Raw genomic sequence first — 26,599 nt, 5'->3', positions numbered from 1 at the left:
AGTGGGACTGTCCCGTATGGCGCGCCTGGCAGGATTTGAACCCGCAACCCTCGGATCCGAAGTCCGACGCTCTATCCAGTTGAGCTACAGGCGCGTTATACAATAAAAAATGGGGTGGCTAGCGGGATTTGAACCCGCGACCACCTGATCCACAGTCAGGCGCTCTACCAGCTGAGCTATAGCCACCATCAATAGTTATATATTAAATTTTGGCGCGCCCGGCGGGAGTCGAACCCACAACCCCCGGATTAGAAGTCCGGTGCTCTATCCTATTGAGCTACGGGCGCGCAAATTCATTTTGGAGCGGGCGACGGGACTCGAACCCGCAACCCTCGGCTTGGAAGGCCGATGCTCTACCAATTGAGCTACACCCGCATATGGTCGGGGCGACTGGACTCGAACCAGCGGCCTCCTGTTCCCAAGACAGGCGCGCTAGCCAACTGCGCTACGCCCCGAATTTCAGAGACCGATATTGATTATAGCATAACTAATAACCTATGTCAATATACTATAAATGTAAATTTTTTTAGATTTTTGTTTTAATATTATAGCACGCCACTTATTGCTTTGACAGGACATCTGCTTTCGCAAAGACCACATCCAAAACATTTTGAATTGTCTACGTTAACTTTTTCATCAATTTTTATTGCAAAGTATGGACATACTCTTTCACAAATTCTGCATAAAGTACATTTTTGATGATCCACAATTGGATGGTCAGAAGTATATTTTGCCTGATAATCAGTAACTCTTTGAGATTTTACATCTTCAATACTCTTAAAGTTGTATTTTTCAAGCTTTTTAGGTAAATCATTAATTATCTTTTCATAAATATCTTTTCCATATATAAGTGCAGAGGACAATAGTTGAACTGCATCAGCGCCAGCTAGAAGAAACTCTATTACATCATCTGCACTTTTTATTCCGCCTACTCCTATTATTGTAATATCTTTAAAAGCATCACGGATAGTCTTAACAATGGAAAGTGCTATTGGTTTAATTGCAGGTCCAGACATCCAAACTTGTCCCTTTTCATTTCCGATTAGAATTTTTCTATTTTTAATATCTATTTTTATAGTCGGCCCAAGAGAATTTATGGCTACAATTCCATTTGCACCATTTTCTATTGCAACTTTTGTAAATTCTATTGGATCTGGAATATGTGGGCTTATTTTCATAAAGATTGGTTTGTTTGTGTTTTTCCTAATAGCCTTAACTATTTCAGCTATTGTGTTGTAATCTGTTCCTACATAATGCGTTGAAATTTCAAATGCATCTGCAAATGGATCTAATTGTGGTATTAATTTTTCCATATCTTCTTTTGAGTAGCCTGCACTAACAATTAGGGGTTTTTTTAGATTTTTTTTAAGTTTTGGGAGTATTTCATCAATCCACTTTTCAGGAGGTAATTCCGACCAAAGTTCAGCATTCATTGCAAAGTTGTTTTCACCATATATGCATGGCCTTGGTACTTGAGCAGCTTTTGTTGATATAGTTTTTGTAACAATTGCTCCAACTCCCATAGAATCAATAAACATTAACTTTTCATAGTCACCAACTAATGGGCCAGAAGCTGGCATAACTGGGTTATCAATTTTTATCCCAGATATATTAGTTGATAAATCCATCCAATTTCCCCCCCTTGGTTTATTTGTTTAACTTTTTCCAAAGATATTCAGCAACTTTTCTTGCTTGTTTGTATATTTCATCTACTTGCAAATTTGTCTCATAATTTTGCATTAAAATTTTTCCGTTGACTATAACATGAGAAGGTCTAAAATTATCAAATAATCCATATATCACATGTCCAAAAGCATTTTCACTATTTAAAGGAGTTGGAGGAGTATATGGAACAATAATTAGATCTGCTGCATATCCAGGTTTAATTTTTCCTAATTTTACGTTTAAATGTTTGCTTGCAATTTCATAAGTATTTGATATTATGCTTTTTAAGTCGTCAAATGAAAAAGAAAGCGGTGAATTTCCTTTTAACTTCATTGAAAAATAGAGATTTAAAAGTTCTCTTGAAAAATTAAATCCTAGACCATCATTTCCTGCTATAACTTTAACGTTTTTCTTTTTCATTAATTTGTAATTTGGTAGTCCAACAGCATTGTTCATGTTTGATGTAACGTTTAAGGCAACAAAACATTTATTTTTTGAGATCAATTCAAGTTCTTCTTCTGAAGTATGAACACAATGAGCAAGGATAGAATTTTCTCTCAACAAACCAAACTTTTCTAATCGAGTAATAACACGCGCCCCGTATTTTGAAAGAGAATCTTCAACGTCGTCTATACTTTCAGCAGTGTGAATATGGATTGGGCCTTTGTAAAGTTTAGAAACTTTTTCAAGGGTGTTATCGGATAAACTTAATGAAGCATGCAATCCAAATAATCCAGCATGCATTTCAGAACGCGTCTTTAAAAACTCTAAATTTTCTTCAATGCATTCACCTACATTAAACCTATCACTGGTTTCAAAGCAAAAGATTCCTCTTAATCCAACTTCATCACAAAGAGCATTTTTTAATGTGTTTAAGCTTCCCTTTATTTGTAGTCCACTTGCATGATGATCAATTACTGTTGTTACACCGTTTTTGATAAATTCAATTCCTGCAACAAGAGCACTGTAATAGTTTTCCTCTTTTGCAAGTTGTGAATCAAGTTTCCACCAAAGTTGAGTAAGTATATCTTTAAAATTTAAAGGATTAAAAGGAAGATTTAGTCCTCTAGCAAAAGTTGAGTAAATATGTGTGTGTCCAATTACAAATCCAGGTAGAACCAAATTATCTTTAGCATCTATTATTTGATCCGCACCTTTAAAATTTTCCATTGGTCCAATTTCTTTAATATTTTTATCAAAAACTATGTAATAGTTTTCATGGTAATTTTCGTAATCAAAAATTTTTGCATTGATTATTGCTTTCATATAATTACCTCCTGAGAAATTTACCTTTTACTTTTTTAACTAATTGGTTTTGATTAATAACTAAAAGACCATCTTTTATTACCTTTTCAATTTTTCCGGAAATATGAGTTCCTAAGTAAAGATCGTAATCTGCTTTTGTATGTGACATGCTTATTTTTCCATTATACTTTGGATTAAATATCACTATATCAGCATCTGCACCGGGAAGTAAAGTTCCTTTTCTGGGATAAAGTCCAAAAAATCTTGCAGGATTTATGGTAAATTTATCTATTATATTCTCATGGAATATTGAATACATTAGCACAAAAGAATGTTCAATTCCACCAATACCCATAGGTATATTTCCAGTTTTTCTTTTTCGCTTGTCTTTGCTGTTAAAGGAACAATGATCAGTACCAATTGAGAAAATATTATCAATGTTATTTTTTAACTTCTGTTTCTCTTTTTTGCTTCTCAAAGGTGGAGTCATAGTGAATAAATAACCTTTTTTAGAATCATACACGCTATTATCAAAATAAAAATAGTGAGGACAGCTTTCAAAGAAAATATTTTTGTTTAAAATGTCATTAAACCTATTTTTAACTTCTTCTATTGAACTTCCGCAAGTTGTATGAACAATATAAGCAGTACCATTTGTTTGATACAAAAATTCGGCAATCTTTATTATTTCGGAAATTTCCGAAATTTCCGGCCTTGCTTTTGAATGCAAGTTTATTGGAACATTTTCAGTAATCATATCTTCATTTTCTGCATGAATTAAAATTGGAATTTTATGATTTTTTGCTTTTTTAAACAATTCAAACATTAATCTGTCGTTTGTTCTTCGATTACTCGAAGAATATGCGGTAAAAATTTTTATTGAATTTATACCATACTCTCTTATTTTGCTTAAAAGTATATTTAAATCTCCTTCAAAGTTTCCAAGTGTTGTATGAAAAGAGTAATCAACAAGTGATTTATTAGCAGCTGCTAAACGTTTTTTAAAGAAAATGTCTAACTCTTCAACTTTTGAAATGGGATCTAAAAAGTCAATGATTGTAGTTACGCCACCAAATAATGCTGAAATACTTCCACTTTCAAAATCATCAACAGAAGTGTATTTACCGAGGTTTAATTCAAAATGAACGTGTGGATCAATAAAGCCGGGAAGGACAACCTTCCCGGTTGCATCAATTTCCTCTTTACACTTTTGAAAGCTTGTTGATATATCAATAATTTTTCCTGATTTTATATATAAGTTTGCATTGACAAAATTTCCATCAAGATATAACTTTCCATTTAAGATACCTAAATCAAACATTATTAAAATCTTCCTCCCATGAGTAAAGTCATTACCGCTTTTGCTGTATGGAGCCTATTTTCTGCTTCATCATATACAACTGAATGTGGGCCGTCTATTACACTATCAACAACTTCCTTTCCTCTGTCTGCTGGAAGAGCATGCATGTAGATTGAATGTTTTTTGGTAAGTTTCATTAATTCTTCAGTACATATCCAATTTTTATGTTTTGCCTGCTCTGCTCTTATTTCATCAGGATTATCTGATACAAAGAATCCTCCCCAGTTTTTAGGAATAACAATATCAGCATCAACAAAGGCATCTTCCATTTTATGAGATATTTCTAATTTTCCACCATACATTTCCGCATTTTTCTTTGCCTGTTCAACAATGTCAGGCATTAGATCAAATCCTTCGGGATAAGCCAAAGTTACATTCATACCAAACCTAGTAAATAACAATATTTGAGATTGAGGGACGGATAAAGGTTTTAAATGACTCTCAGCATATGCCCAACTAATTCCAACTTTTAATCCTTTTAAGTTTTTTCCGAATCTCTCTTGAATGGTCATAAGGTCAGCCATTACCTGGAAAGGATGGTAAACATCATCTTGTAAATTCATTACAGGAGCTTTTGAGTGTTTTGCCATTTCATTTAAATATTTATTTCCTTCACCGAATTTACAGAATCTAATTCCAATACCATCACCGAATCTTGAAAGAATTATTCCAGTATCTTTTGCAACTTCACCATGGGCAATTTGCATTTTGTCTGGAGTTAAGAAAATTCCTGTACCACCTAATTGAGCAATACCGGCTTGCATACTGTTTCTTGTTCTTGTGCTTTCATCAAAGAATATTAAAAACAAAGTTTTGTACAAAAGGTATGGAGTTGGTTCGCCGTGACTGAATTTAATTTTTAGATCTCTTGCAAGATCTAGCATGAGTTCAATTTCTTCGTTTGTAAAATCTTGTGTGGTTATAAAGTGCCTTCCTCTAAAAAATGTGGACATCTTAACCCCTCCTTGTTTTTAAAAGTTCAACAATTGTCTTTGGAAAAGTTGCATAGAATGCAGCAGCTTTTACAAGATGCTCTATTTCTACTTTTTCATTTGGTGCATGTGCAAACCTTTCTTCTCCAGGACCGAAACCAACAGTCGGTATTCCATATACTCCGGCTGTTACAGTACCATTTGTTGAAAATGTCCATTTATCTATGAAAGGTTTTTTGCCAAAAACATCGATGTAATTTTTTTTTGCTGCTTGCACTATGAAACTATCTTCTGGAAAAGTCCAAACTGGAAAGTATTTTTCAGTTGGGAAAATTTCACCTGTATAGGATGGCTTTTTGTATTCAAGTTCAATAATTTCAGCATCTTTTATACCGGCTCTTTTAAATACATCTTTTATTTCTGCAAAGACTGTCTCTTTTGTTTCACCTTCAGTTATTCTTCTATCAATTTGTATTTCGCACTCGTCTGGAACAGCGTTATGAGAAGGAGATTTAAAGAAAATTTGAGAAACAACAATTGTGCCTTTTCCAAGGAAGGAATCGCTTTTTAAACGTTCATTTAATTTTTCAATTTCATTTATTATTTTTGCCATCTTATAAATAGCATTGACACCTCTTTCAGGTGCGCTTGCATGGGCCGACAGTCCTGTAGTTCTAATTCTAAATTCGATTCTTCCTCTATGACCTCTGTATATATTTAACGATGTAGGTTCAGTAATTACAACAAAATCAGGTTTTAGATGTTCTTTTTCTACAATATATCTCCAGCAAAGTCCATCGCAATCTTCTTCCATTACTGTACCGGTTATGTAAAGTGTAAAATCATCAAAAAGTCCCAGTTCTTTTAAAATTTTTGCACCATACACCATAGAGCACATTCCGGCTTTTTGATCGGAAGCCCCTCGGCCATACACCCATTTTTCATCAAAATCTCCGCTGAAAGGGTCTTTTTCCCAGAGTTTTTCATTTCCTACGTCTACGGTATCAATGTGTGCATCCATTGCAATTTTGTATTTTCCATTTCCAATCTTTCCAATAATGTTTCCTAATCCATCAATTTTAATTTCATCAAAACCTACTTTTTCCATTTCCTCTTTTATTACATGAACAACTTCTTTTTCTTGTCCAGAGTAACTTTTTGCTTTTATGAGTTTACTCATGAAGTTAACGATTTCATTTTTGTATTTATAAGCAAGCTCTAATGCTTTATTCATCAAAACACCTCCCATATCTTTTGTTTGTATTATAGTTTGAATTAAAGCTATAAAAAATATATGAAAAACAGAAAAAATGGAAAGAAAATTGTATTTTTAAAGGATATTTGTGAAAAACAAATATACTAGAAAGATAAAAAGTTTTGTTGACAAAAGAAAATAATGTGCTAAATTATTAGTTGTGATGGGGCCGTAGCTCAGTTGGGAGAGCGCTACCTTCGCACGGTAGAGGCCGTGGGTTCAAATCCCATCGGCTCCACCAAAAAAATAAACCTCCACGCTAATTGCGTGGAGGTTTTGTTTTATACTTTTTGAGATTACAACTTTTTAACTTCTTCAAGGATCTTATCAACTATTATTTGTCCAACTCTCAATTGTGCTTCAACTGTTGAAGCTCCAATGTGGGGTGTTGCAACAACATTTGGAAGTTCAAGAAGTTTTTTTCTTAGTTCATCTGTTGGAGGTTCAACTTCAAATACATCAAGACCAGCTGCATAGACTTTTCCAGAGATAAGAGCGTTGTAAAGTGCTTCTTCATCAACTACTCCGCCGCGTGCGGCATTGATTAATATGACTCCATCTTTCATCTTTTCAAATGCATCTTTTGATACTAGATGCTTTGTTTCATTTGTTAGAGGAACGTGAATTGTAATAAAATCTGATTCTTTGAATATTGTGTCAAGATCAACTATTTCAACATTCATATCCGTTTCTTTAACAAAAGGATCATATGCAAGTACTCTCATGTCAAAAGCAAGTAATCTTTTTGCAACTTCTCTTCCAATGTTTCCAAAGCCAATAATTCCAACTGTTCTTTTATAGAGTTCGTGACCTTTTAGTTGTTTTTTTGTCCACTCACCATTTTTTAGATCAATCGTTCCTTTTGCAATATGCCTTGCACAGGAAATCATTAACCCAATTGCAAGTTCTGCAACAGAAATTCCATTTGCTCCGGGAGTGTTTATAACCTTAATACCTTTTTCTTTTGCCTTTTCAACATCAACGTTGTCAAGTCCAGTTCCTGCCCTTGCAATTATTTTTAAATTTTTTCCAGCTTCAATGATGTCAGCAGTTACTTTTGTTGCACTTCTTACTACTAATACGTCTATATTTGGAATCTCCTTTATTAGCTCTTCTTTTTCAAGGTGCTCTGAAGTTACGTTGTATCCAGAGTTCTTGAGCCTTTCCATGGCACTCTTGTCAAGAGGATCATTTACATGTATTCTCATTATTTGTTTACCTCCTTGAAGAGAACCTCTTGAGCTGCCTTGACTCCAGTACCAAATTCTACTTTGTATCCAAGTTCATTCAAAACAAACTCAAGTGCAGAGATACCAACAATTGTGTCAAAAATGCTCAAATAACCGAGTGTTGAAATTCTAAAGATTTTACCTTTTACGTGTTCTTGCCCACCTGCAATTGTTACACCATATTTATCTCTCATTATTTTTGTTAATTTATTTCCATCTACACCTTCAGGAACTTTGACTGCAGTAGCAACGTTTCCTGGGCGTTTGGAGAAGAGTTCTAACCCCATAGCTTTTACTGCAGCTCTTGTTGCGTCTGCAAGTATTCTGTGTCTTTCCCAAACATTTTCGATTCCTTCTTCTTTAACCATTTGAATTGCTTTTCTTAACATGTATATTAAGTTAACACCTGGAGTCCATGGATTGTCTGGATATTTTTTTGCGTATGCTTTGAGGTTAAAGTAGTAATTAGAATTTTTGCAATTTTCTACTAATTTCCATGCCTTATCATTTAATGCAATAAATGAAAGGCCTGGAGGAAGCATAACGCCTTTTTGAGAACCACTTACAACAACGTCTACTCCCCATTCGTCCATCTTTAATGGTTCTGCAAGAAGTGCACTAACAGCATCAGTTACGAGAACCACATCTGTATCTCTTGTAACTTTTGCGATACCTTCAAGATCAATAACTGTACCAGTTGATGTTTCACTATATGTTGTAAATACAGCTTTTGCATCTGGATGTTTTTCAATAGCTTCTTTAATTTGTTCTGGTGTAACAGCCTCTCCCCATTCCAATTTAATGGATACAATGTTTACATTAAATCTTTCTGCAATTTCTCTCCATCTTTCTCCAAATTTACCTGCTTCGACAATAATTGCTTTGTCTCCGGGGTTTAAAAGGTTTGTTACAGCAGCTTCTAAAGCACCGGTTCCAGAAGAAAGGAGTGTGTAAACTCTATGTTCTGTTTGAAAGAGATATTTTAACTCATTCAAAGTTTCTTCTAATATTTTTACAAATTGTGGAGTTCTGTGGTGAATGGTTTCACGAGCGCCTTCTAGTAAAATCTCAGATGGGACTGGAGTTGGCCCAGGAGCCAAAAGATAATTCTTTTTGATCATTTGATAACACCTCCTAGTTTTTTTGTAGTTACCACTTACAATTTTAAATTAAATAAATGAATTGTAAATGGAGTTTATTGTTAGTATTTTTCAATAAACTAGAGAAAATTGCTGATTTTGAAGGAAAACTTGCTTATTTAGAGTTTTACTATTTTGTATTTCTATTGTACACTTATTATAGAATTATTTCAATTGTTAAAAAATGCAAAATTTTGCATGCAAAAAATTGCAAACAATGAGAGATAAGATACATATATTTGGAGGTGAAACTATGGATTATAGTTCAAAGTATTCGAAATTAGGTAACAACCTTCGCTCCTCCTTGATAAGAGAACTCTTAAAGTACGCAAGTGTTGAAGGAGCTATTTCCTTTGGAGGTGGAGTTCCAGACCCGGAAACCTTCCCAAGACACGAACTTTCCAAAATTGCATCCGAAGTTATAGAAAATGAATATGGCTACGTGCTTCAATATAGTACAACCGAAGGTGATCCAGAACTTGCAAAGCAAATGTTGAGATTGTTGGAAAAATTATTTGGAATTAGTGGACTTGATGAATCAAATATTATGTTTACAACTGGTTCACAGCAGGCACTTGAGCTTGCTGGAAAGGTATTTTTAGATGAAGAAAGCATAGCTATTGTTGAAAATCCATTTTATCTTGGAGCTGCAAGTGCATTTAGAATGAGATTTGCAAATTTTGTTTCGGTACCTATTGAAGATGATGGAATGAATGTAGATGTTTTAGAAAAGAAATTAAAAGAACTCGATGAGAAAGGGCAGATAAAGAAAGTAAAGTTTATTTATGTAATTCCAAACTTCCACAACCCCGCTGGTGCAACACTTTCATTGGAAAAGAGAAAGAGAATAATAGAACTTGCTGAAAAATATGACTTGTTAATATTAGAAGACGATCCATATGGATTGCTCAGATTTGAGGGAGAGCATCTTCCATCATTATTTAAACTTGCAGGAAAAGAAAGAGTTATTCTTCTTAATACTTTTAGTAAGATACTTGCTCCTGGGCTTAGAATAGGTGCAGTTATTGGTGAAAAAGAGCTAGTTAGAAAATTTGTTCTTGCAAAACAAGGTACAGATTTGTGTAGCCCAGCTTTAACACAAAGAATTGCAGCAAGATACCTTGAAAGATACGATTTGATTGAACAAATTACACCAACACTAAAGCTTTATAAATCAAAGAAAGATACAATGATGAAGGCATTTGAAGAAAACTTTTCAGAAATTAATGGTATTAAATGGATTTATCCATCAGGTGGTTTGTTTACTTGGGTTACCTTGCCTGAAGGTTTTGATACTCTTGAAATGTTTGAAATTGCAAAGAAAAGATTAGTATTTTATATCCCAGGTCAAGCATTTACTCCAGATGACAGCGTTTCAAGTTCAATGAGGCTTTCATTCTGTTTGCCACCGCATGAAAAGATAATAGAAGGTGTTAAAAGATTAAAAGATGTAATTGTTGGGTATGGAAAGAGTAAGGGGTTGATATAGTGTTGATTTTAGTTATTAACCCTGGCTCTACAAGTACGAAGGTAGCAATTTTTGAAGATGATGTAAAAAAAGTTCAGGAGACTTTGAGACATGATGTAGAAGAACTTGAGAGGTTCAATGATTTGATGGAACAAGAAGATTTTAGAAAAGAAGCAATTTTAAAATTTGTGGAATCTAATGGCTACAAATTAGAAGATTTTGATGCAATAGCATGTAGAGGCGGAATTTTACCACCACTTGAAAGTGGGACATACATAGTAAATGAAGAAATGGTTGATTATTTAAAAAATAAAACCAGGGTAAAACATGCATCTAATCTTGCAGCTGTAATTGGATATTCACTATCTGGTGGAAAGATTCCTGTTTATATAACTGACCCAGTTTCAGTTGATGAAATGATTGATGAAGCTAGACTGTCTGGGATTCCTGAGATAGAAAGACTTAGTCTTGCACATGCGTTGAATATAAAGGCAGTAGCAAGAGAAGTTGCGAATCAACTAGGAAAAAGATATGAAGAATTAAATATGGTTGTAGCTCATCTTGGTGGAGGAATATCCGTAACAGCTCATGAAAAGGGTAGAATGATAGATGTAAATAATGCAAATGATGAAGGTCCATTTAGTCCAGAAAGAACAGGAGAACTTCCAGTTGGTGATGTGGCAAAATTATGCTTTTCAGGAAAATATACAAAAGAAGAGTTAAAAAAGATGTTTATAGGAAAAGGTGGAGTTGTAGCTTATCTGGGAACAAATGATGTAAAAAAGGTCATGGAAGAAGGGACTGAAGAAGAAAAATTCATTATAGATGCAATGGTATACCAAATTGCAAAAGAAATCGGTGGAATGTGTGCAGTTTTAAAAGGAAAAGTTGATGCAATTGTCATAACAGGTGGAATTGCAAATAATGTAGAAGTTGTGGAAAAGATAAAATCTTATGTATTTAAATTTGCTCCTGTCTTTTCTGTACCCGGAGAATTTGAAATGGAAGCTTTAGCAAAGGGAGCTTTAAGAGTTTTAAAAGGTGAGGAAGAGGCAAAGATATGGGGTGAGAAAAAATGAAAAAATTAAATGAAATTTTAGAAAAAGCTAAAAAGTATGGACCAAAAACCGTTGCGGTTGCAGCAAGTGAAGACGAAGTTGTTCTTAAAGCAATTGATAAAGCAAAAAAAGAAGGAATAATAAATGCAATACTCGTTGGTGATGTAGAAAAGACTAAAAAGTTAGCAAATGAAAACAATATAGACTTAAGCGAATATAACCTGGTGGATGCAAAGGATTACAATGATGCTGCAGAAAAAGCTGTAAAATTAGTTGTAGAAAAACAGGCAGATTTTGTAATGAAGGGAAAGATCAAAACTGGAGATTTGATGAGAGTTGTTTTAAAAGAGGAATATGGTCTTAGAACCGGAAAAACATTATCGTTAGTTAGTATTTTTGAAACTCCTTTGTATCATAAACTTTTGGTCGTTTCTGATGCAGGAATGACAATTGCTCCAACTTTAGAACAGAAAGTTGACCTTATAAATAATGCAGTTTTTGTGGCAAAGAAAGCCGTTGGTGTTGAAACTCCTAAGGTTGCTATCTTAGGTGCTGTTGAAATAGTCAATCCAAAAATGCCAGCAACAATTGAAGCAGCTATTCTTTCGCAAATGAATAAGAGAGGACAAATCAAAGGTTGTATTGTAGATGGACCTTTTGCTTTGGATAATGCAGTTTCAAAAGAAGCAGCAGAGCATAAAGGAATTGTAAGTGATGTTGCTGGTGATGCAGATGTTTTAATCATGCCAGATATAGAAGCAGGAAATATTTTCTATAAATCAATGGTATTTTTGGGTGGAGCAAAGGTTGCATCTGCAATAGTTGGAGCAAAAGTTCCAGTTGCATTAACTTCAAGAGCAGATTCCGATGAAACAAAGTTACTTTCCCTTGCTCTTACAACCCTTTTGGCAGGTGATCTTAATGTATAGAATATTAGTTATAAATCCAGGTTCAACCAGTACAAAATTAGCAATTTTTGAAGATGAAAAACAAGTTGCTTCCAAAACCTTAAGACATACCCCTGAGGAACTTTCACAATTTAAAAGATTAATAGATCAATATGAATTTAGGGTGAATGTGATTGAAGATTTTTTAAAAACACTTGGATTTGAATACAAAGACTTTAATGCAGTTGTTGGTCGTGGCGGTCTTGTAAGACCTATTCCAAGTGGAACTTATTTAGTTGATGAGTTGATGGTTGAGGAATTAAAACAAGCAAAATATGGGGAACATGCATCAAATCTTGGAGCAGTAATAGCTTTTGAAATTTCAAATAAATATAATATTCCTGCATATATTGTTGATCCAGTTGTTGTGGACGAAATGGATAAGATTGCAAAAATTTCCGGGCATCCAATGTTTGAAAGAAAATCAATTTTCCATGCTTTAAATCAAAAGGCTGTTGCAAGAAGAGCAGCCGAAGAGCTTGGGAAAAAATATGAAGAAACAAACCTTATTGTTGTTCATATGGGTGGAGGTATTTCAATAGGTGCTCACAGAAATGGAAAAGTTATTGATGTAAACAATGCACTCGATGGTGATGGACCATTTACTCCTGAAAGAAGTGGTACACTTCCACTAACTCAATTGATTGATTTGTGTTATTCAGGAAAGTACGATTATGATTTTATAAAAAAGAGAATAAAAGGAAAAGGTGGACTTGTGGCATACCTTGGTACCAATGATGCAATGAAGGTACAGGAAATGATATCAAATGGCGATAAAAAGGCAGAACTTGTTTACAAAGCAATGGCATATCAAATTGCAAAATGGATTGGAAAAATGGCAGCAGCCTTAAAAGGAGAAGTTGATGCAATAGTTTTGACTGGTGGACTTGCATACGATGAAAATTACATGGTCAAATGGTTAAAAGAATATACTAGCTTTATTGCTAAAGTAATTGTTTACCCAGGTGGAGATGAAGAAAAAGCGCTTGCAATGGGTGCACTTAGGGTTTTAAGGGGAGAAGAAAAAGCAAGAAGCTATAAGGAAGAGGTGCAAATGCGTGGCTAAAAATTTTGTTTTTGTAGGTTTATTTGGTAGTGGTAAGACGGAAGTTGCAATAAATTATGCGTTAATGTTAAAGAATGTGCATGAAAATGTTGCGATTGCAGATGTGGATATTATTTCTCCATATTTTAGAACAAGAGATGCAATTGATGAGCTTGAAGCAGAAGGAATTAAGGTAGTAACACCTCCAGGTGCTTTAAAGCATGCAGATTTACCAATAGTTACTGGTGCGGTAGCAGGTTATTTGAACAATCCTCAGTATAAGACGGTGTTGGATGTTGGTGGAGAGGAAAATGGTATAGTTGTTGTGGGTTATTTAAAACCACATTTGAAAGACACAGAAATTTATATGGTTGTTAATACAAGAAGGCCATTTACATCAACAGTTGATGGAATTGTAAAGACTTACAAACAATTAACCGAGGTAGCCAAGATAAAAATTGATTATTTGATTAATAATTCCAATTTATCTTCAGAGACAACAAAAGAAGTAATTTTAGAAGGTGAAAGAATATTAAAAGAAGCTTCTCAAGTATTGGAAGTACCGGTGAAGTACACAGTCATACCAGACTTTTTAGAAGATTTTGAAACAGAGTTTCCAAAATTTAGGTTAAAAAGGTTCATGAAAATGGATTTTTAAGGAGGTTGTGAAAATGCCTAAGGTAAAAGGATATATTGAAATCGATCAGGAAAGATGTAAAGGTTGCGGATTATGTATTAATGCTTGTCCAATGAAAGTTATAGAATTTTCTGATTCTTTCAATTCAAAAGGTTATCATCCTGCCGAACCAAAACATTTAGAAAAATGTATTGCTTGTGGATTTTGTTATAGAATGTGCCCTGATGTTTGTATAACAGTATATAGGGAAGAGTGAGGAGGGAAAAAGTATGGCAAAAGTAATGGTTAAAGGAACGGAAGCAATTGGCGAAGCCGCTATAAGAGCAGGTTGTAGACATTTCTTTGGATATCCTATAACTCCTCAGAGTGAGCTTCCAGAATATATGTCAAAGAGATTGCCAGAAGTTGGAGGAGTTTTTTTACAAACTGAAAGTGAAGTTGCAACTGTTAATATGTTATACGGTGCAGCATGTACCGGTAAAAGGGTTATGACATCTACTTCATCACCAGGTTTCAGTTTGATGATGGAAGGCGTTTCCTATATGGCATGTGCAAAACTTCCAGCAGTATTTGTAAATGTTGTACGTGGTGGACCTGGACTTGGTGATATTCAACCAGCACAAGGGGATTATTGGCAAGCAACAAAAGGTGGTGGACATGGAGATTATAGATTAATTGTACTTGCACCATCAACTGTTCAGGAAGCTGTTGACCTTACAGTTCTAGCATTCGACTTGTCTGACAAATACAGAACACCTGCTCTTATTCTTGCAGATGGTATGTTGGGACAGATGATGGAACCAGTTGAATTCCCAGAATTTAGAGATCTTTCTACTTTACCTGATCATAGTGATTGGGCATTAATAGGTGCAAAGGGAAGAGAGCCTCATATAGTTACTTCATTTGATATAGATCCTTACAATCTTGAGAAAATGAACTTGGAATTAGTTGAATTATACAAAGAAATTGAAAAGAATGAAGTGAGATGGGAAGAATATAGAACTGAAGATGCAGACATTGTAATAACAGCATTTGGGACTGTAGCTAGAATTGCAAAGAGTGTTGTTGACATGGCTAGGGAAGACGGAATAAAAGTAGGTTTATTTAGACCAATTACAGTATGGCCATATCCATATGAGCCACTTGAAAAACTAGCAGATAAGGTAGAAATGTTCTTTGACGTAGAAATGAATATGGGTCAAATGCTTGAGGATGTAAAACTAGCTGTAAAAGGTAAAAAGCCAATTAAGTTCTATTCAAGAATGGGTGGAGTAGTTCCAACACCTAATGAGATTTATGATGCATTGAAAAAGGAAATTGGGAGGTGAATTTAATGAGAAAAGTTTTATATAAAATGCCTGAATCATTAACTGGAAAGGAATTTACATATTGTCCTGGATGTCACCATGGAATTATTCATAGATTAATAGCAGAAGTTATCGATGAACTTGGAATTAGGGAAAAAACATTGGTTGTATCTCCAATAGGTTGTTCTGTTTTTGCGTACCAATTTTTTAACATGGATGGAACAATAGCACCACACGGTAGAGCTCCGGCAGTTGCTACAGGTATGAAAAGAGCAAGACCAGATTTATATGTATTTACATATCAAGGTGACGGAGACTTGGCAGCAATTGGTACAGCAGAGATTATGCATGCTGCAAATAGAGGAGAAAAGATTACTACAATTTTTGTTAATAACGCAATTTATGGAATGACTGGTGGTCAAATGGCTCCAACAACGCTTTTAGGTATGAAGTCAACAACAACACCATATGGAAGAAAAGCAGAAAATGATGGTTATCCAATGCATATGTGCGAATTCTTAAAAGAAGCAAGGGGAGTAGCATATCTTGCAAGAACAAAGGTAAATACACCTCAAGACGTAGAAAAAACTAAAAAGGCAATCAAAAAAGCATTTTTAGCACAGGTAAAGGGAATAGGATTTGGAATGGTTGAAGTATTATCAACATGTCCAACAAACTGGGGAATTGATCCTGTATCTGCAAATAAATGGCTTGAAGAAAATATGATTCCTGAATATCCATTGGGTGTATTTGTGGATAAGGTTGGTGATGAGAAATGAGATTTGTATTTGCAGGATTTGGTGGTCAAGGTGTAATGCTTATGGGACAAATCCTTGCTTATGCAGGAATGATTGAGGGAAAGAGTGTAACTTGGATGCCATCGTACGGTCCAGAAATGCGCGGCGGAACTGCAAATTGTACCGTTGTAGTTGAAGACAAAGAAGTTGCATCACCAGTGGTAGATAAAGCAGAAGTTGTAGTAGCTATGAATATTCCTTCAATGCTTAAATTTCAAAGCTTTGTAACTGATGGAGGATACTTGTTCTTAAACGAATCGGTTATAGACAGAGAACCTGAAAGAAAAGATGGAATAAATATTTACAAAATAAATTGTAATGAAATAGCAGATGAACTTGGAAATTTAAAAGTAGCAAACATGGTAATGCTTGGAGCAGTAATTGGGGCTACAAATATAGTTTCAAAAGAAAGTGTAATAAAAGCACTTGAGCAAAAATTAACTGGAAAAAAAGCAGACCTTATAGATATTAATATTAAAGCTATTGAAAGAGGAATGCAGGAAGCTAACAAGCAGTAGGCGGATGAGATAAAGCCCTCATTATGGGACCCTTTGGGTCCCGTCTTTTTAATTAAGATAAAACAAGTTGAAAATGGGAAAAAAGTTTTGAAAAAATTAAAAAATCGTGTATAATTGTTAATAGGAGTGATTAATTTGCTAAAAAGTATGACTGGCTATGCCAAAGTGGAAAAGTTTTCAGAAAAATTTAGAGTAAGTTGTGAAGTAAAAAGTCTCAATTCAAAGGGATTAGATATTAATGTATCCCTTCCTTACTATTTATCTTCAAAAGAAATTGAAATTACTAAGATAATTTCAAGTTTTTTGACCCGTGGAAAGGTTAATTTAAGAATAAATGTTAAGTTTTTAACACCGGTAAATCTTTCGATTGATTATGTTATGGCAAAATCGTACTATGATACATTAGAAGGTGTAAGAGAAAGTCTTGGAATACAAAATTCGATAGTTTTGGGTGATTTATTGAATTTTAGAGAAATTTTTCGTGGAGATATAGAAGATGAAGTGGTTGAAGAATTGTGGAATTTTACAAAAGAAGTTTTATCATCGTCTTTAGAGATGTTAGTTGAGGAAAGAAAAAAGGAAGGTCAAAAGATATGTAAAGATATAGAAAATATGGTGAATAAAATAGAAGAGATTACATTAAATATAGAAAAAGTAGCGAGTAATATGAAAGAAGAAATTGCAAAGAAATTGAGAGAAAGTGTTGAAGAAATTTTACCTGAAAATGTTGAGATGGATACAAACCAATTTGAAACAGCGGTAGCTTTAATAGCAGATAAAGCAGATATAAGGGAAGAAATAGAAAGATTAAAAAGTCATATAGATAGGATGAAAGAGCTTTTATTAAAGGATGAGCCAGTTGGAATGTTATTTAATTTTCTAACACAAGAAGTTCACAGAGAATTTAATACGATACTTTCTAAAAGTAGAATGCTTGAAATTAGCAATTTAGCCCTTGAGGGCAAATATATTAATTCACAATTGAAAGAGCAAATTCAAAACGTTGAATAATTTGGGAGGTGTATTTTATGTTTGGTTTAATTAATATTGGTTTTGGAAATGTAATTGCAGGTGACAGGATTGTAGCAATTGTTAATCCTGAAAGTGCACCACTTAAAAGACTAAAAGAGGATGCAAAGGAAGAAGGAAAGCTTATTGATGCAACATACGGGAGAAAAACAAGAGCTATCCTAATTTCCGATAGTAACCATATAATTTTAAGTGCAATTCAGCCAGAAACTATTGCCCAAAGGTTTATGCAATCATTCTTTGAAATAGAAGAACAACTTGACAAAATTAGAAGAAAGGGATAATATGAAGGGGACTTTATTTGTAGTTAGTGGACCATCAGGAGTTGGAAAAACAAGTATTATTAGTGCCCTTATGAATAAACTAGAGAATATAGTTTTTTCTGTTTCATGTACTACACGCCCACCACGTCCAGGAGAAGTTGATGGTGTAGATTATTTTTTTGTAAGTAGAGATAAGTTTATTGAAATGAGAGAAAAAGGCGAATTTTTAGAATGGGCGGAAGTGCATGGAAATTTGTATGGAACGCCAAAAAAATTTGTACTTGAAAATATTGAAAAAGGTAATAGAATAATATTAGATATAGATGTACAAGGAGCGTTGCAGGTAAAGAGAAATTTTGATGATGCAGTATTTATCTTTGTTGCACCACCAAGTTATGAAGTTTTGAAGGAGAGGCTTTTAAAAAGAGGAACTGAAAATAGCCAGTCGATGCTAAAAAGGCTTGAAAATGCAAAGTGGGAAATGTCAAAGATTGTTGAATTTGATTATTTAATAGTAAATAGTGATCTTGAAAAGTCTATACTTGCAATGAAATCTATAGTTATTGCAGAATCGTACAGAACAAGGAGAATTTTAGACGAAGAATTGATAAAACGGCTTTTTAAAGGGGTGAGTGAAAGTGAGACCGGTAATTAACTACGATGAACTACTAAAGAAGATTCCCTACAAATTTGCTATTCCAATTGCAGCGGCAAAACGTGCAGAAAATTTAAAGGAATTTGCAAAACCTTATGTTGAAACTTGGGATAACAACTATGTAAGTATTGCGCTAAAGGAATTGAGTGAAGGTTATATAAGAATTAAGAATGAAGAGATTTTGAAAGTTTTAATTCCAAATGTAAAGTAGTCTTTTAGAAAAAGAAAACATGACCCTGAATTTTTCAGGGTCATGTTTTTATTGCATAATTTAGGGTTTATTTTACTACTGGAGCACTTTCAAGGAATTTTTTAACTAGTAAAACACTGTTTTTATAATCATCAAGGCTTATTACTATTATAGGGCTGTGAATGTATCTTGAAGGAATTGAAATTACTGCAGCAGGAACACCGTATGTACTTCTTGCATACCTTGCAGCATTTGTTCCACCAGCAGTTCTTCTTTTATACTGAAATGGAATGTTATTTTTCTTTGCAGTATCAACGAGTGCATCGAATAAGTCTTTGTCAATAACATAGCCTGAATGTAAGAATGTCAAAGCGGGTCCATCACCAATATGAGTTGCCCATTGAGATTTATCTAATTCAGGATTATCACCAGCTGTAGTTGTTTCAAGTGCAATTGCAAAATCTGGTTTTATTTGTTCGCTAACAACTGCTGCACCACGAAGGCCCGTTTCTTCTTGCACACTAAATACAAAATAGAGGTCATAGTCACTTTTTACATTACTTTCAATTAAATCTATTAAAATGCTACATCCGCCTCTATCGTCAAATGCTTTACCAGTTGCAAAGTTGCCAATTTCTTTATATTTTGTTGTAAATGCAACGTAAACACCTATTTTAACCTTTTTTTCTGCTTCAGCCTTTGAAGAAAATCCTGCATCAATTTTTAATTGTGAAAATTCAGGAGCTTTGTATGGATCATCTTGTAAGTGAATTGCTTTAAAGCCAATAACCCCTATTATTTCATCGTTAATAATGACTTTTTTGCCGATTACTACCCTTGGATCTACACCTCCAACTGGCATGAAAGAAAGTGATCCGTCTTCTTCAATATTTGTAATCATGAAGCCAACTTCGTCCATGTGTGCATCCAAAACAACTTTTGCCTTACCATTTCCTTTCTTGAAGGCAATTAAATTTCCCATTCTATCTACCCAAAATTTATCAACTTTATCTTTTATCTTTTCTATGATAAAGTCTCTTACTTTTTTTTCATTTCCTGAGACTCCATTTATTTCAGAAAGTTCTTTTAAATACATTTATTGCACCTCCAATTCTGAAATGGTGAATGCCATAAGCTTTGCTGTATTTTCAACGTCATTTACATGGACCTTTTCATATGGTGTGTGCATGTACTTTAATGGAATTGATATCAATTGAGTTTTTATCCCTGTCTTTACAAGTTGGACTGCGTCTGTATCAGTACCACTTCTTCTTGGAATAGGCTCGTATTGTATCTTTATGTTATATTGACTTGATACATTTTGTACTTTTTCGTTAAATTCTTTGTCTACAACAGGTCCAACAGCTACAACAGGTCCCTTATTAATTTCTATTTTTCTAAATCCAGGGATTGTTTCATCTCCATGTGTGACGTCTATAACAAATGCATAGTCAAGGTCTGCAAAATATGCCGCTGTAGGAGCACCTGGACCACCTATTTCTTCTTGAGTTGAGAAAATAAAGTATACGTCAAATTGATGTTTTAATTTTTTAAGGATTTCAGCAGTTTTAATTAGCGAAACACAACTTGCTCTATTGTCAAGTGCAGGTGCGTATACTAAGTTGTTTTTTTCAAATCCTTCAATTTCATCTAACATTACAATATCTCCAACTTGAATTTCTTTCCAATTTTCATTCATACTGATATCAAGGAACAAATAATTAAAAGTTGGTATTTTTTTTCTATCTTCAGCCTTTTGAAGGTGTGGTGCTAAAAATCCAAAAACTCCGTAGAATTCTCTATTTTTTGAATAGATTTTTGCCCTTTGACCAATTACGGTTTTAGGATCCCAACCACCTATACCAGAAACATATGCAAAACCATCATCTGTTACTTTTGAAATTACAAAACCAAGTTGGTCAACGTGTGCAAGAAGGCCAATTTTACCTTTGCCTTCCCCTTTTTTTACACAAACTAAACTTCCAACTTTTGTATAATGACATTCATCTACTAAATCTTTCATAATATTTTCAATTTCTTTTGTTGCCTTGTACTCATGTCCTGATGGTCCATGAATTGATGATAGCTTTAGTAACAAATCTTTAGTGTTCACTGTATCCCTCCTTCTTGTTTTCTAACAAGATTTTATCACAATTTTAAAGAATATGGTATATACTAATATAGGTAAAAACTTAAGAAAAGGGGGAGAGATATGCGGTATCCAAAGATAATCGAGTTTGAACTCACGACTGCTTGTAATTATTCATGCAAACACTGCTATTGTAATGCAGGGAAAAAGTCTTCTAATGAGCTTTCTTTTGATGAGGTGGAAAAGGTTTTACATGATTTAAAAGATGCAAATGTTGAAATTGTTGATCTAATTGGTGGGGAGCCTTTAATAAGGCAGGATATTATTGACATTATTTCTTATGCTGCAAGTATTGGACTCGATGTTATGTTAAATACTAATGCTTCACTTGCAAGCAAAGAAATTGTCAAAAGGATTAAGGAAGTTTATCCACAGTTAAAGGTAGGAATTTCATTTGATGGACATACACCAGAAATTCACGATTTTGTTAGAGGACCTGGGGCATTTGAAAAAACATATAGAGGATTCCTTAATTTTCTTGAAGAAGGGTTTGATGTTACGGTATTGCATGTTGTAAATAAGGTAAATTATGAGCATTTTGAAGAGATGGTTAAATTTGCGATGGAACATAATGTTTCACTTTATGTAGATAGATTTGTCCCTGTAGGCAGAGGAGAACTTTATAAAGATCTTCTTTTGCCAACTAAAAAAGAAGTTGAGCACGTTAGAAAAGTAATTAAAAAGTATGAAAATAAATTAAAGTTTTATGTTGAAGAGAATATTTCTGGAGGGTTGTGTACCGCAGGTAGAGAGCATGCATCTGTTTTAGTAGATGGAACGGTTGTTCCTTGTGGTCATTTTAGATATGATAAAGAATATTATATGGGAAATTTAAAGGAAAAGCCATTTAAGCAAATTTGGGAAAGTTATAACCCGGATATATTAATTTCAAATTGTAAGGGGTGTACTCATTTTAGCAATTGCTTTGGTGGTTGTAGAGCATTTGCAAAGAAATTAGGTTTGGATTATGACCCAATATTTTGCGAGGTGCATGTAGATGATAAAGAAAGATAAGCAATTTAGAAAATTTCAAATGTATGGCTTTCTGAAAAATTTACGTTTTTTTGAGCCTTTTTTAATTTTGTTCTTCCTTTCTTCCGGCCTTAGCTATCTTCAAATTGGAATTCTTTACTCAATTAAAAGCATTGCAACCAACATTTTAGAAATTCCAACAGGTGTAATTGCAGATTTGTATGGGCGAAAAAAATCTATGCTTTTTTCTATGATATCCTATATTATCTCCTTTTTGATTTTTTATTTTTCAAGATCGTTTTATTTGTACATACTTGCAATGATATTTTTTTCTTTTGGAGAAGCTTTTAGAACCGGTACACACAAGGCAATGATTTTTCAGTATTTAAAAATTAATGGTATGGAAAATTTAAAGGTTCAATATTATGGAGCGACAAGAGCGGCCTCGCAGCTTGGCTCAGCACTTAATTCATTGATTGCTGCATCTATAGTTTTTGTAAGCGGAAACTATAGAACAGTATTTTTTATTGCAATTCTTCCGTATATATTAAATTTAATTAATCTTGCAACTTATCCTAATGAACTTGATAAAGCTGAGGTAAAAAAGACAAAAAAACAAACTTTAAAAGACTTTATAGATGCTGTTGCAAGCTGGAGGGTTTTAAAAATACTTTTAAATACATCAAGCTATTCTGCTATTTTTAAAAGTTTAAAGGATTATTTGCAACCTATTTTGGAATCATTTGCATTGTCAATTCCAATATTTGTGTGGTTAGATGATAAAAAGAGATCTTCCATTGTAATTGGTATTGTATACTTTTTTCTTTACCTTTTAACTTCATATGCATCTAAGAATTCATGGAAGATTGGAAAGAAAAGTTCTTCATTTGCTTTAAATTTGACATTATTTGTAGGTGCATTATCGGTAATTTTTGCGGGAGTAAGCTATATTTTTAATTTCTATATAGTTTCTATTTTGATCTTCATTGTTTTGTACATACTTGAGAATTTAAGACGTCCAATTGCAGTTTCATATGTAGGAGACAATGTTGAATCTGATGCTCTTGCCTCAGTTTTGTCAGTTGAATCACAAGCTACAACATTACTGACGGCAGTTTTCTCGATAGTTTTGGGTTTTTTTGCAGATAAATTTGGTGTTGGACAATCAGTATCAATTTTAGGAATAATTCTACTTTTGATGAGTTTGTTTTTTAAGATAAAAGATTGAATTTGTGTTTTTTTCTATTTGGTGTATAATGGAATTGTATTAAATTTTGTGAGGTGATATTCATGGGTATTAAAAGTGGAGACAAAGTTAAAGTCCATTATGTGGGAAAATTTGAGGACGGAGAAGTTTTTGACAGTTCAGTTGGAAAAGAGCCATTAGAATTTGTAGTTGGTATGAACCAAGTTATTCCAGGTTTTGAAGAAGGTTTGATGGGTATGGAAGTTGGAGAAAAAAAGACAATAAATGTTCCATTTGAAAAGGCATATGGGCCTTATAGAGAAGATCTTGTTTTTCCAGTTGAAAAGTCAAAGCTTCCAGAAGATGTTGCGGTGGATCATTTGTTGGAAGTTCATCAACCAGATGGTAGTGGCTTTATTGTTAGAGTAAGTGATATAAAAAATGACATGGCTTATTTAGATGCAAATCATCCACTTGCAGGGAAAAACTTGATATTTGAAGTAGAGATAGTTTCTATTGGTTAATGATTTCTTTTTATTAAAATAACAAAGTATTTTATCGATGTACCCCATCCAGAGTGAAGAGGATGGGGTATTTTTAAATTCAATTAGATGATTATTTTTTAAGAAATATGAATTTACCTTGAATGGCTTGAAAATTATGTAATAACAATTCATTTGATAATATTAATGTTTTTAATTTGTGTTTTAAAGTTAGCCATTAAAACCAAATTATATTTTTTATTTGTTTTTTAAAAAAATTACTACCAAAGTTTTTGTTCTGCTAATTAAAAGGATACTAGTAGTGGGATTTATTGAAAATCAAAGAAAAGATAAATGTGTATTTAAAATCTAGAAGGTAAGAATTGTATGAGAAGAAAAATAAATAGATTAATATATAGAAAAATGTTGATAAAAGAACGGTATATAGAAAAGTTAAAACAGAAGATTAATAAGAAGGTAATAAAATAACAGATGACATATATATTACTAAGACAGCAGTTTGCAATGTTAGTAGAAAGACTAACAAATTATCATAAGATGATTAGATTAATTGATAGATAATTTTTTATATTGACTCGGGTGTATTCACTTTTGTAGTTGTTTGAAAATAAGATAAAAAAATTAACTAAAAAGAAATTTAAATTTAACTATAAAAAAGTGTTGAAGTAATTCTATGAAAGAAAATCTTTTTAACATACTTTTAACCAGATTCAAAAAAAGCTTATTTTTACTTTTTCTATAATATAATAGATGTAACATTTATGTTAACGGACTAAAATTAGACAAATTTCAAGGGGATGTTTTCGAAGATAAAATTAAATAAAAGCTCATAAATTCTAGATTTAACTTACCGTTTACTTCCGCTCAAAGGTTTTGTTACTTTTTCTTGTTATATTTATTTATGAGAATAGTTATAGGGTTTAGAATCTACCTATGAGGAATGAAAACCTTACTAACTTTCTCCACAGTTGTAGCATAGTTTGTGTTTAGAATCTACCTATGAGGAATGAAAACTCACTTTTTTTGACCGAAAAATTGTTCATGAAAATTTCATGTTTAGAATCTACCTATGAGGAATGAAAACTCTAATAACCCACTATCAAATCTCAACCATAAGTCTCTGTTTAGAATCTACCTATGAGGAATGAAAACCAATACCGACAAATACTATTTTACTTAGACTTAAAATCTGGTATTGTTTAGAATCTACCTATGAGGAATGAAAACTTCCAAAAAAGGAAGCCCTACTCAGTGATGGTATATTCGTTTAGAATCTACCTATGAGGAATGAAAACCAGTATTCAACTTTTTTTAATTTCAACATGCTTTTACCCCCGTTTAGAATCTACCTATGAGGAATGAAAACAAAATTAGTTGTTTCTCATTTGCGCGTAACCTCATTTTCGTTTAGAATCTACCTATGAGGAATGAAAACATTCATCTTCCGTTATAACGTATTCATAATTTAATACGTTTAGAATCTACCTATGAGGAATGAAAACTCTTCTATTAACCCTGTGACATCCAATGCGTTAACAAACCTGTTTAGAATCTACCTATGAGGAATGAAAACGGTCATATTCGAAACTCGCTTTTTTCACATTTATCATAATTCTCCCGTTTAGAATCTACCTATGAGGAATGAAAACACTCATCATAATATCCCCTCCCATTTTTTATTTTTGTTTAGAATCTACCTATGAGGAATGAAAACTATAGTTTTTTGATTTTAGCAGGCTTTTAAACCTGCTAAACGACGTTTAGAATCTACCTATGAGGAATGAAAACTACCGTCTTCGATTTTACAAACGCGGTACATTCTATTTCGTTTAGAATCTACCTATGAGGAATGAAAACGTAATTATTTTTTTCTTTTTTTCGCCAAGGTTCTTTTGGGTTTAGAATCTACCTATGAGGAATGAAAACTTTATAACTATTGTGACCATAATAATCTACATCATTTAATTGTTTAGAATCTACCTATGAGGAATGAAAACTAATACCATTTTACTCATAACTCTCCCTCCTTATTTTTGTTTAGAATCTACCTATGAGGAATGAAAACATTACAGCTTCTTCCATATTTTTCCACACACCTTTACCATGTTTAGAATCTACCTATGAGGAATGAAAACTTTCCTAAATCGTTTAAGATAAGTTCAGGACATTTGTTTCGGTTTAGAATCTACCTATGAGGAATGAAAACTAATATATTTTTTGCCCTTTCTAACTTTGTCATAATATCCGTTTAGAATCTACCTATGAGGAATGAAAACTCTTTAAGAAGTTTTCAATTTGAACACCGACAAATTCTGGTTTAGAATCTACCTATGAGGAATGAAAACTTTTCGGTAATACCTTCGGATTTCTCGGGTTCAATTGAAGCCGGTTTAGAATCTACCTATGAGGAATGAAAACGACTATAACCGCCTGCTTCATGTGAAACATATCTAAAAACAAAGGTTTAGAATCTACCTATGAGGAATGAAAACCAAACTCTTTGATACCTTCCTTTAACAATTTCATTTTTGTTTAGAATCTACCTATGAGGAATGAAAACGGAGTGTTAATTTAACCCCCACGTCCTTAGCTCTTTTTGTTTAGAATCTACCTATGAGGAATGAAAACTCAAAATTTACTTTTTTAATATTTACCATCTTTCATCACTGTTTAGAATCTACCTATGAGGAATGAAAACTTCTGATTTTTCATACAATTCTATAATTTTTTGAAAAGAATGTTTAGAATCTACCTATGAGGAATGAAAACTCTCGGCCCTCTCCTTGTTTGTCAACTCGTCTGTTTGGTTGTTTAGAATCTACCTATGAGGAATGAAAACTGCACCGTATGACCATTGAGTACTACCACGATTCTATCACCAGAGTTTAGAATCTACCTATGAGGAATGAAAACTCTGTAGAATCAACAAGGCTATAACTGAATGCAATTTCGTTTAGAATCTACCTATGAGGAATGAAAACTTCAAATTCTTTTATTCCTTTTTTGTCAAATTCTAACTTTGTAGTTTAGAATCTACCTATGAGGAATGA

Annotated in this window: 25 protein-coding genes, 6 tRNA genes and 1 CRISPR repeat array; of the genes, 17 read left to right on the top strand and 14 right to left on the bottom strand. The window is 33.3% G+C overall.

The genetic code is table 11. The features are described from left to right. Positions 1 to 17: 17 nt before the first annotated feature. The 10 genes from JG780_RS03985 to JG780_RS03940 all read right to left on the bottom strand — a co-directional run bounded on the left by JG780_RS03985 (position 18) and on the right by JG780_RS03940 (position 6,436). Positions 18 to 94, bottom strand: a tRNA-Arg gene (locus JG780_RS03985). Positions 95 to 110: 16 nt separating this feature from the next. Continuing rightward, a tRNA-His gene (locus tag JG780_RS03980) sits at positions 111 to 186 on the bottom strand. A 24-nt stretch (positions 187 to 210) separates the two neighbouring features. Then, positions 211 to 287: transfer RNA gene (locus JG780_RS03975), tRNA-Arg, on the bottom strand. A 12-nt stretch (positions 288 to 299) separates the two neighbouring features. Continuing rightward, positions 300 to 375, bottom strand: a tRNA-Gly gene (locus JG780_RS03970). 3 nt (positions 376 to 378) lie between these two features. Next, positions 379 to 455 (bottom strand) — tRNA-Pro (locus JG780_RS03965). 90 nt (positions 456 to 545) lie between these two features. Beyond that, complete coding sequence (locus JG780_RS03960; RefSeq protein WP_287569268.1) at positions 546 to 1,628, bottom strand: 4Fe-4S binding protein; 1,083 nt, start codon at positions 1,626 to 1,628, stop codon at positions 546 to 548. A 19-nt stretch (positions 1,629 to 1,647) separates the two neighbouring features. Continuing rightward, positions 1,648 to 2,931 (bottom strand): amidohydrolase family protein, encoded by a 1,284-nt coding sequence (locus JG780_RS03955; protein WP_287569267.1) that lies wholly within the window; start codon positions 2,929 to 2,931, stop codon positions 1,648 to 1,650. 4 nt (positions 2,932 to 2,935) lie between these two features. After that, positions 2,936 to 4,231, bottom strand: coding sequence for an amidohydrolase family protein (locus JG780_RS03950; RefSeq protein ID WP_287569266.1), 1,296 nt, complete (start codon positions 4,229 to 4,231; stop codon positions 2,936 to 2,938). A 2-nt stretch (positions 4,232 to 4,233) separates the two neighbouring features. Continuing rightward, positions 4,234 to 5,223, bottom strand: a complete 990-nt coding sequence (locus JG780_RS03945; RefSeq protein ID WP_004104026.1) for an ornithine carbamoyltransferase — start codon at positions 5,221 to 5,223, stop codon at positions 4,234 to 4,236. 1 nt (position 5,224) lies between these two features. Further along, on the bottom strand, positions 5,225 to 6,436 hold the full coding sequence (locus tag JG780_RS03940; protein WP_287569265.1) for a YgeY family selenium metabolism-linked hydrolase: 1,212 nt from the start codon (positions 6,434 to 6,436) through the stop codon (positions 5,225 to 5,227). Positions 6,437 to 6,622: 186 nt separating this feature from the next. On the opposite strand from JG780_RS03940, the gene JG780_RS03935 reads away from it, so the two are divergent. After that, positions 6,623 to 6,698, top strand: a tRNA-Ala gene (locus JG780_RS03935). Between the two features lie 55 nt (positions 6,699 to 6,753). Here JG780_RS03935 and JG780_RS03930 read toward each other — a convergent pair. Both JG780_RS03930 and JG780_RS03925 read right to left on the bottom strand, forming a co-directional pair. Continuing rightward, entirely contained in the window at positions 6,754 to 7,665 is a 912-nt protein-coding gene (locus tag JG780_RS03930; protein WP_012579513.1) for a hydroxyacid dehydrogenase, read from the bottom strand. Beyond that, entirely contained in the window at positions 7,665 to 8,807 is a 1,143-nt protein-coding gene (locus tag JG780_RS03925) for a pyridoxal-phosphate-dependent aminotransferase family protein (protein WP_287569263.1), read from the bottom strand. Before JG780_RS03925 ends, JG780_RS03930 begins: the two co-directional genes overlap by 1 nt. 271 nt (positions 8,808 to 9,078) lie before the next feature. Between JG780_RS03925 and JG780_RS03920 the strand changes: the two genes are divergently transcribed. The 13 genes from JG780_RS03920 (at position 9,079) to rpoZ (ending at position 18,760) form a co-directional block, all read left to right on the top strand. After that, complete coding sequence (locus JG780_RS03920; protein ID WP_287569261.1) at positions 9,079 to 10,314, top strand: aminotransferase-like domain-containing protein; 1,236 nt, start codon at positions 9,079 to 9,081, stop codon at positions 10,312 to 10,314. Further along, positions 10,311 to 11,372 (top strand): butyrate kinase, encoded by a 1,062-nt coding sequence (gene buk / locus JG780_RS03915; protein WP_198429602.1) that lies wholly within the window; start codon positions 10,311 to 10,313, stop codon positions 11,370 to 11,372. Before JG780_RS03920 ends, buk (JG780_RS03915) begins: the two co-directional genes overlap by 4 nt. Next, positions 11,369 to 12,280: a phosphate butyryltransferase gene (locus tag JG780_RS03910; protein ID WP_004104008.1), complete on the top strand. Its 912-nt coding sequence runs from the start codon at positions 11,369 to 11,371 to the stop codon at positions 12,278 to 12,280. The genes buk (JG780_RS03915) and JG780_RS03910 overlap by 4 nt, the downstream gene beginning before the upstream one ends. After that, positions 12,273 to 13,364, top strand: coding sequence for a butyrate kinase (gene buk / locus JG780_RS03905; protein WP_012579510.1), 1,092 nt, complete (start codon positions 12,273 to 12,275; stop codon positions 13,362 to 13,364). The genes JG780_RS03910 and buk (JG780_RS03905) overlap by 8 nt, the downstream gene beginning before the upstream one ends. After that, on the top strand, positions 13,357 to 14,001 hold the full coding sequence (locus JG780_RS03900; protein WP_287569260.1) for a cobalamin biosynthesis protein CobQ: 645 nt from the start codon (positions 13,357 to 13,359) through the stop codon (positions 13,999 to 14,001). Before buk (JG780_RS03905) ends, JG780_RS03900 begins: the two co-directional genes overlap by 8 nt. 13 nt (positions 14,002 to 14,014) lie before the next feature. Beyond that, positions 14,015 to 14,236, top strand: a complete 222-nt coding sequence (locus tag JG780_RS03895) for a 4Fe-4S dicluster domain-containing protein (protein ID WP_004103990.1) — start codon at positions 14,015 to 14,017, stop codon at positions 14,234 to 14,236. A 13-nt stretch (positions 14,237 to 14,249) separates the two neighbouring features. Beyond that, entirely contained in the window at positions 14,250 to 15,308 is a 1,059-nt protein-coding gene (locus JG780_RS03890; protein WP_287569259.1) for a 3-methyl-2-oxobutanoate dehydrogenase subunit VorB, read from the top strand. Positions 15,309 to 15,313: 5 nt separating this feature from the next. After that, entirely contained in the window at positions 15,314 to 16,066 is a 753-nt protein-coding gene (locus JG780_RS03885) for a thiamine pyrophosphate-dependent enzyme (RefSeq protein WP_114702290.1), read from the top strand. Then, positions 16,063 to 16,602, top strand: a complete 540-nt coding sequence (locus tag JG780_RS03880) for a 2-oxoacid:ferredoxin oxidoreductase subunit gamma family protein (RefSeq protein WP_012579506.1) — start codon at positions 16,063 to 16,065, stop codon at positions 16,600 to 16,602. The genes JG780_RS03885 and JG780_RS03880 overlap by 4 nt, the downstream gene beginning before the upstream one ends. 135 nt (positions 16,603 to 16,737) lie before the next feature. Further along, positions 16,738 to 17,613, top strand: a complete 876-nt coding sequence (locus JG780_RS03875; RefSeq protein WP_287569258.1) for a YicC/YloC family endoribonuclease — start codon at positions 16,738 to 16,740, stop codon at positions 17,611 to 17,613. Positions 17,614 to 17,630: 17 nt separating this feature from the next. Further along, entirely contained in the window at positions 17,631 to 17,915 is a 285-nt protein-coding gene (locus JG780_RS03870) for a DUF370 domain-containing protein (protein WP_004103981.1), read from the top strand. 1 nt (position 17,916) lies between these two features. Continuing rightward, positions 17,917 to 18,549, top strand: coding sequence for a guanylate kinase (gene gmk, locus JG780_RS03865; RefSeq protein ID WP_012579504.1), 633 nt, complete (start codon positions 17,917 to 17,919; stop codon positions 18,547 to 18,549). Further along, entirely contained in the window at positions 18,533 to 18,760 is a 228-nt protein-coding gene (gene rpoZ / locus JG780_RS03860; protein ID WP_004103971.1) for a DNA-directed RNA polymerase subunit omega, read from the top strand. Before gmk ends, rpoZ begins: the two co-directional genes overlap by 17 nt. Positions 18,761 to 18,827: 67 nt before the next feature. On the opposite strand, the gene JG780_RS03855 is transcribed toward rpoZ, so the two are convergent. After that, positions 18,828 to 19,835, bottom strand: a complete 1,008-nt coding sequence (locus tag JG780_RS03855; protein WP_287569256.1) for a M42 family metallopeptidase — start codon at positions 19,833 to 19,835, stop codon at positions 18,828 to 18,830. Next, positions 19,836 to 20,852 carry a M20/M25/M40 family metallo-hydrolase gene (locus JG780_RS03850; protein ID WP_287569255.1) on the bottom strand — a complete coding sequence of 339 codons (1,017 nt, stop codon included), beginning with the start codon at positions 20,850 to 20,852 and terminating at the stop codon, positions 19,836 to 19,838. 99 nt (positions 20,853 to 20,951) lie between these two features. Here JG780_RS03850 and JG780_RS03845 point away from each other — a divergent pair, with 99 nt between their 5' ends. The 3 genes from JG780_RS03845 to JG780_RS03835 all read left to right on the top strand — a co-directional run bounded on the left by JG780_RS03845 (position 20,952) and on the right by JG780_RS03835 (position 23,570). Further along, the gene (locus JG780_RS03845; protein WP_287569254.1) at positions 20,952 to 21,902 is read left to right on the top strand and encodes a radical SAM/SPASM domain-containing protein; all 951 of its coding nucleotides are present in this window, start codon (positions 20,952 to 20,954) and stop codon (positions 21,900 to 21,902) included. Beyond that, positions 21,886 to 23,088, top strand: coding sequence for an MFS transporter (locus tag JG780_RS03840; protein ID WP_287569253.1), 1,203 nt, complete (start codon positions 21,886 to 21,888; stop codon positions 23,086 to 23,088). The genes JG780_RS03845 and JG780_RS03840 overlap by 17 nt, the downstream gene beginning before the upstream one ends. 62 nt (positions 23,089 to 23,150) lie before the next feature. Next, positions 23,151 to 23,570 (top strand): FKBP-type peptidyl-prolyl cis-trans isomerase, encoded by a 420-nt coding sequence (locus JG780_RS03835; protein ID WP_287569251.1) that lies wholly within the window; start codon positions 23,151 to 23,153, stop codon positions 23,568 to 23,570. Between the two features lie 897 nt (positions 23,571 to 24,467). Continuing rightward, a CRISPR array of direct repeats spans positions 24,468 to 26,530; the repeat unit is 30 nt; unit sequence GTTTAGAATCTACCTATGAGGAATGAAAAC. Positions 26,531 to 26,599 lie beyond the last annotated feature (69 nt).

The organism is Thermosipho sp. (in: thermotogales) (assembly GCF_020054775.1).
GTDB classification, from domain to species: Bacteria; Thermotogota; Thermotogae; order Thermotogales; family Fervidobacteriaceae; genus Thermosipho; species Thermosipho africanus.
The sequence above is the reverse complement of the archived record's forward strand: the minus strand, read 5'-3'. Positions and strand labels throughout refer to the sequence as shown.

Coding starts and splice junctions, on each gene's coding strand:
- JG780_RS03855 (WP_287569256.1), bottom strand. CDS start 19,835: ATGTATTTAAAAGAACTTTCTGAAATAAATGGAGTCTCAGGAAATGAA.
- buk (WP_012579510.1), top strand. CDS start 12,273: ATGTATAGAATATTAGTTATAAATCCAGGTTCAACCAGTACAAAATTA.
- JG780_RS03940 (WP_287569265.1), bottom strand. CDS start 6,436: ATGAATAAAGCATTAGAGCTTGCTTATAAATACAAAAATGAAATCGTT.
- JG780_RS03910 (WP_004104008.1), top strand. CDS start 11,369: ATGAAAAAATTAAATGAAATTTTAGAAAAAGCTAAAAAGTATGGACCA.
- JG780_RS03950 (WP_287569266.1), bottom strand. CDS start 4,231: ATGTTTGATTTAGGTATCTTAAATGGAAAGTTATATCTTGATGGAAAT.
- JG780_RS03960 (WP_287569268.1), bottom strand. CDS start 1,628: ATGGATTTATCAACTAATATATCTGGGATAAAAATTGATAACCCAGTT.
- JG780_RS03840 (WP_287569253.1), top strand. CDS start 21,886: ATGATAAAGAAAGATAAGCAATTTAGAAAATTTCAAATGTATGGCTTT.
- JG780_RS03845 (WP_287569254.1), top strand. CDS start 20,952: ATGCGGTATCCAAAGATAATCGAGTTTGAACTCACGACTGCTTGTAAT.
- JG780_RS03870 (WP_004103981.1), top strand. CDS start 17,631: ATGTTTGGTTTAATTAATATTGGTTTTGGAAATGTAATTGCAGGTGAC.
- JG780_RS03925 (WP_287569263.1), bottom strand. CDS start 8,807: ATGATCAAAAAGAATTATCTTTTGGCTCCTGGGCCAACTCCAGTCCCA.
- JG780_RS03835 (WP_287569251.1), top strand. CDS start 23,151: ATGGGTATTAAAAGTGGAGACAAAGTTAAAGTCCATTATGTGGGAAAA.
- JG780_RS03945 (WP_004104026.1), bottom strand. CDS start 5,223: ATGTCCACATTTTTTAGAGGAAGGCACTTTATAACCACACAAGATTTT.
- JG780_RS03885 (WP_114702290.1), top strand. CDS start 15,314: ATGAGAAAAGTTTTATATAAAATGCCTGAATCATTAACTGGAAAGGAA.
- JG780_RS03895 (WP_004103990.1), top strand. CDS start 14,015: ATGCCTAAGGTAAAAGGATATATTGAAATCGATCAGGAAAGATGTAAA.
- JG780_RS03955 (WP_287569267.1), bottom strand. CDS start 2,931: ATGAAAGCAATAATCAATGCAAAAATTTTTGATTACGAAAATTACCAT.
- JG780_RS03930 (WP_012579513.1), bottom strand. CDS start 7,665: ATGAGAATACATGTAAATGATCCTCTTGACAAGAGTGCCATGGAAAGG.
- JG780_RS03890 (WP_287569259.1), top strand. CDS start 14,250: ATGGCAAAAGTAATGGTTAAAGGAACGGAAGCAATTGGCGAAGCCGCT.
- gmk (WP_012579504.1), top strand. CDS start 17,917: ATGAAGGGGACTTTATTTGTAGTTAGTGGACCATCAGGAGTTGGAAAA.
- JG780_RS03880 (WP_012579506.1), top strand. CDS start 16,063: ATGAGATTTGTATTTGCAGGATTTGGTGGTCAAGGTGTAATGCTTATG.
- JG780_RS03920 (WP_287569261.1), top strand. CDS start 9,079: ATGGATTATAGTTCAAAGTATTCGAAATTAGGTAACAACCTTCGCTCC.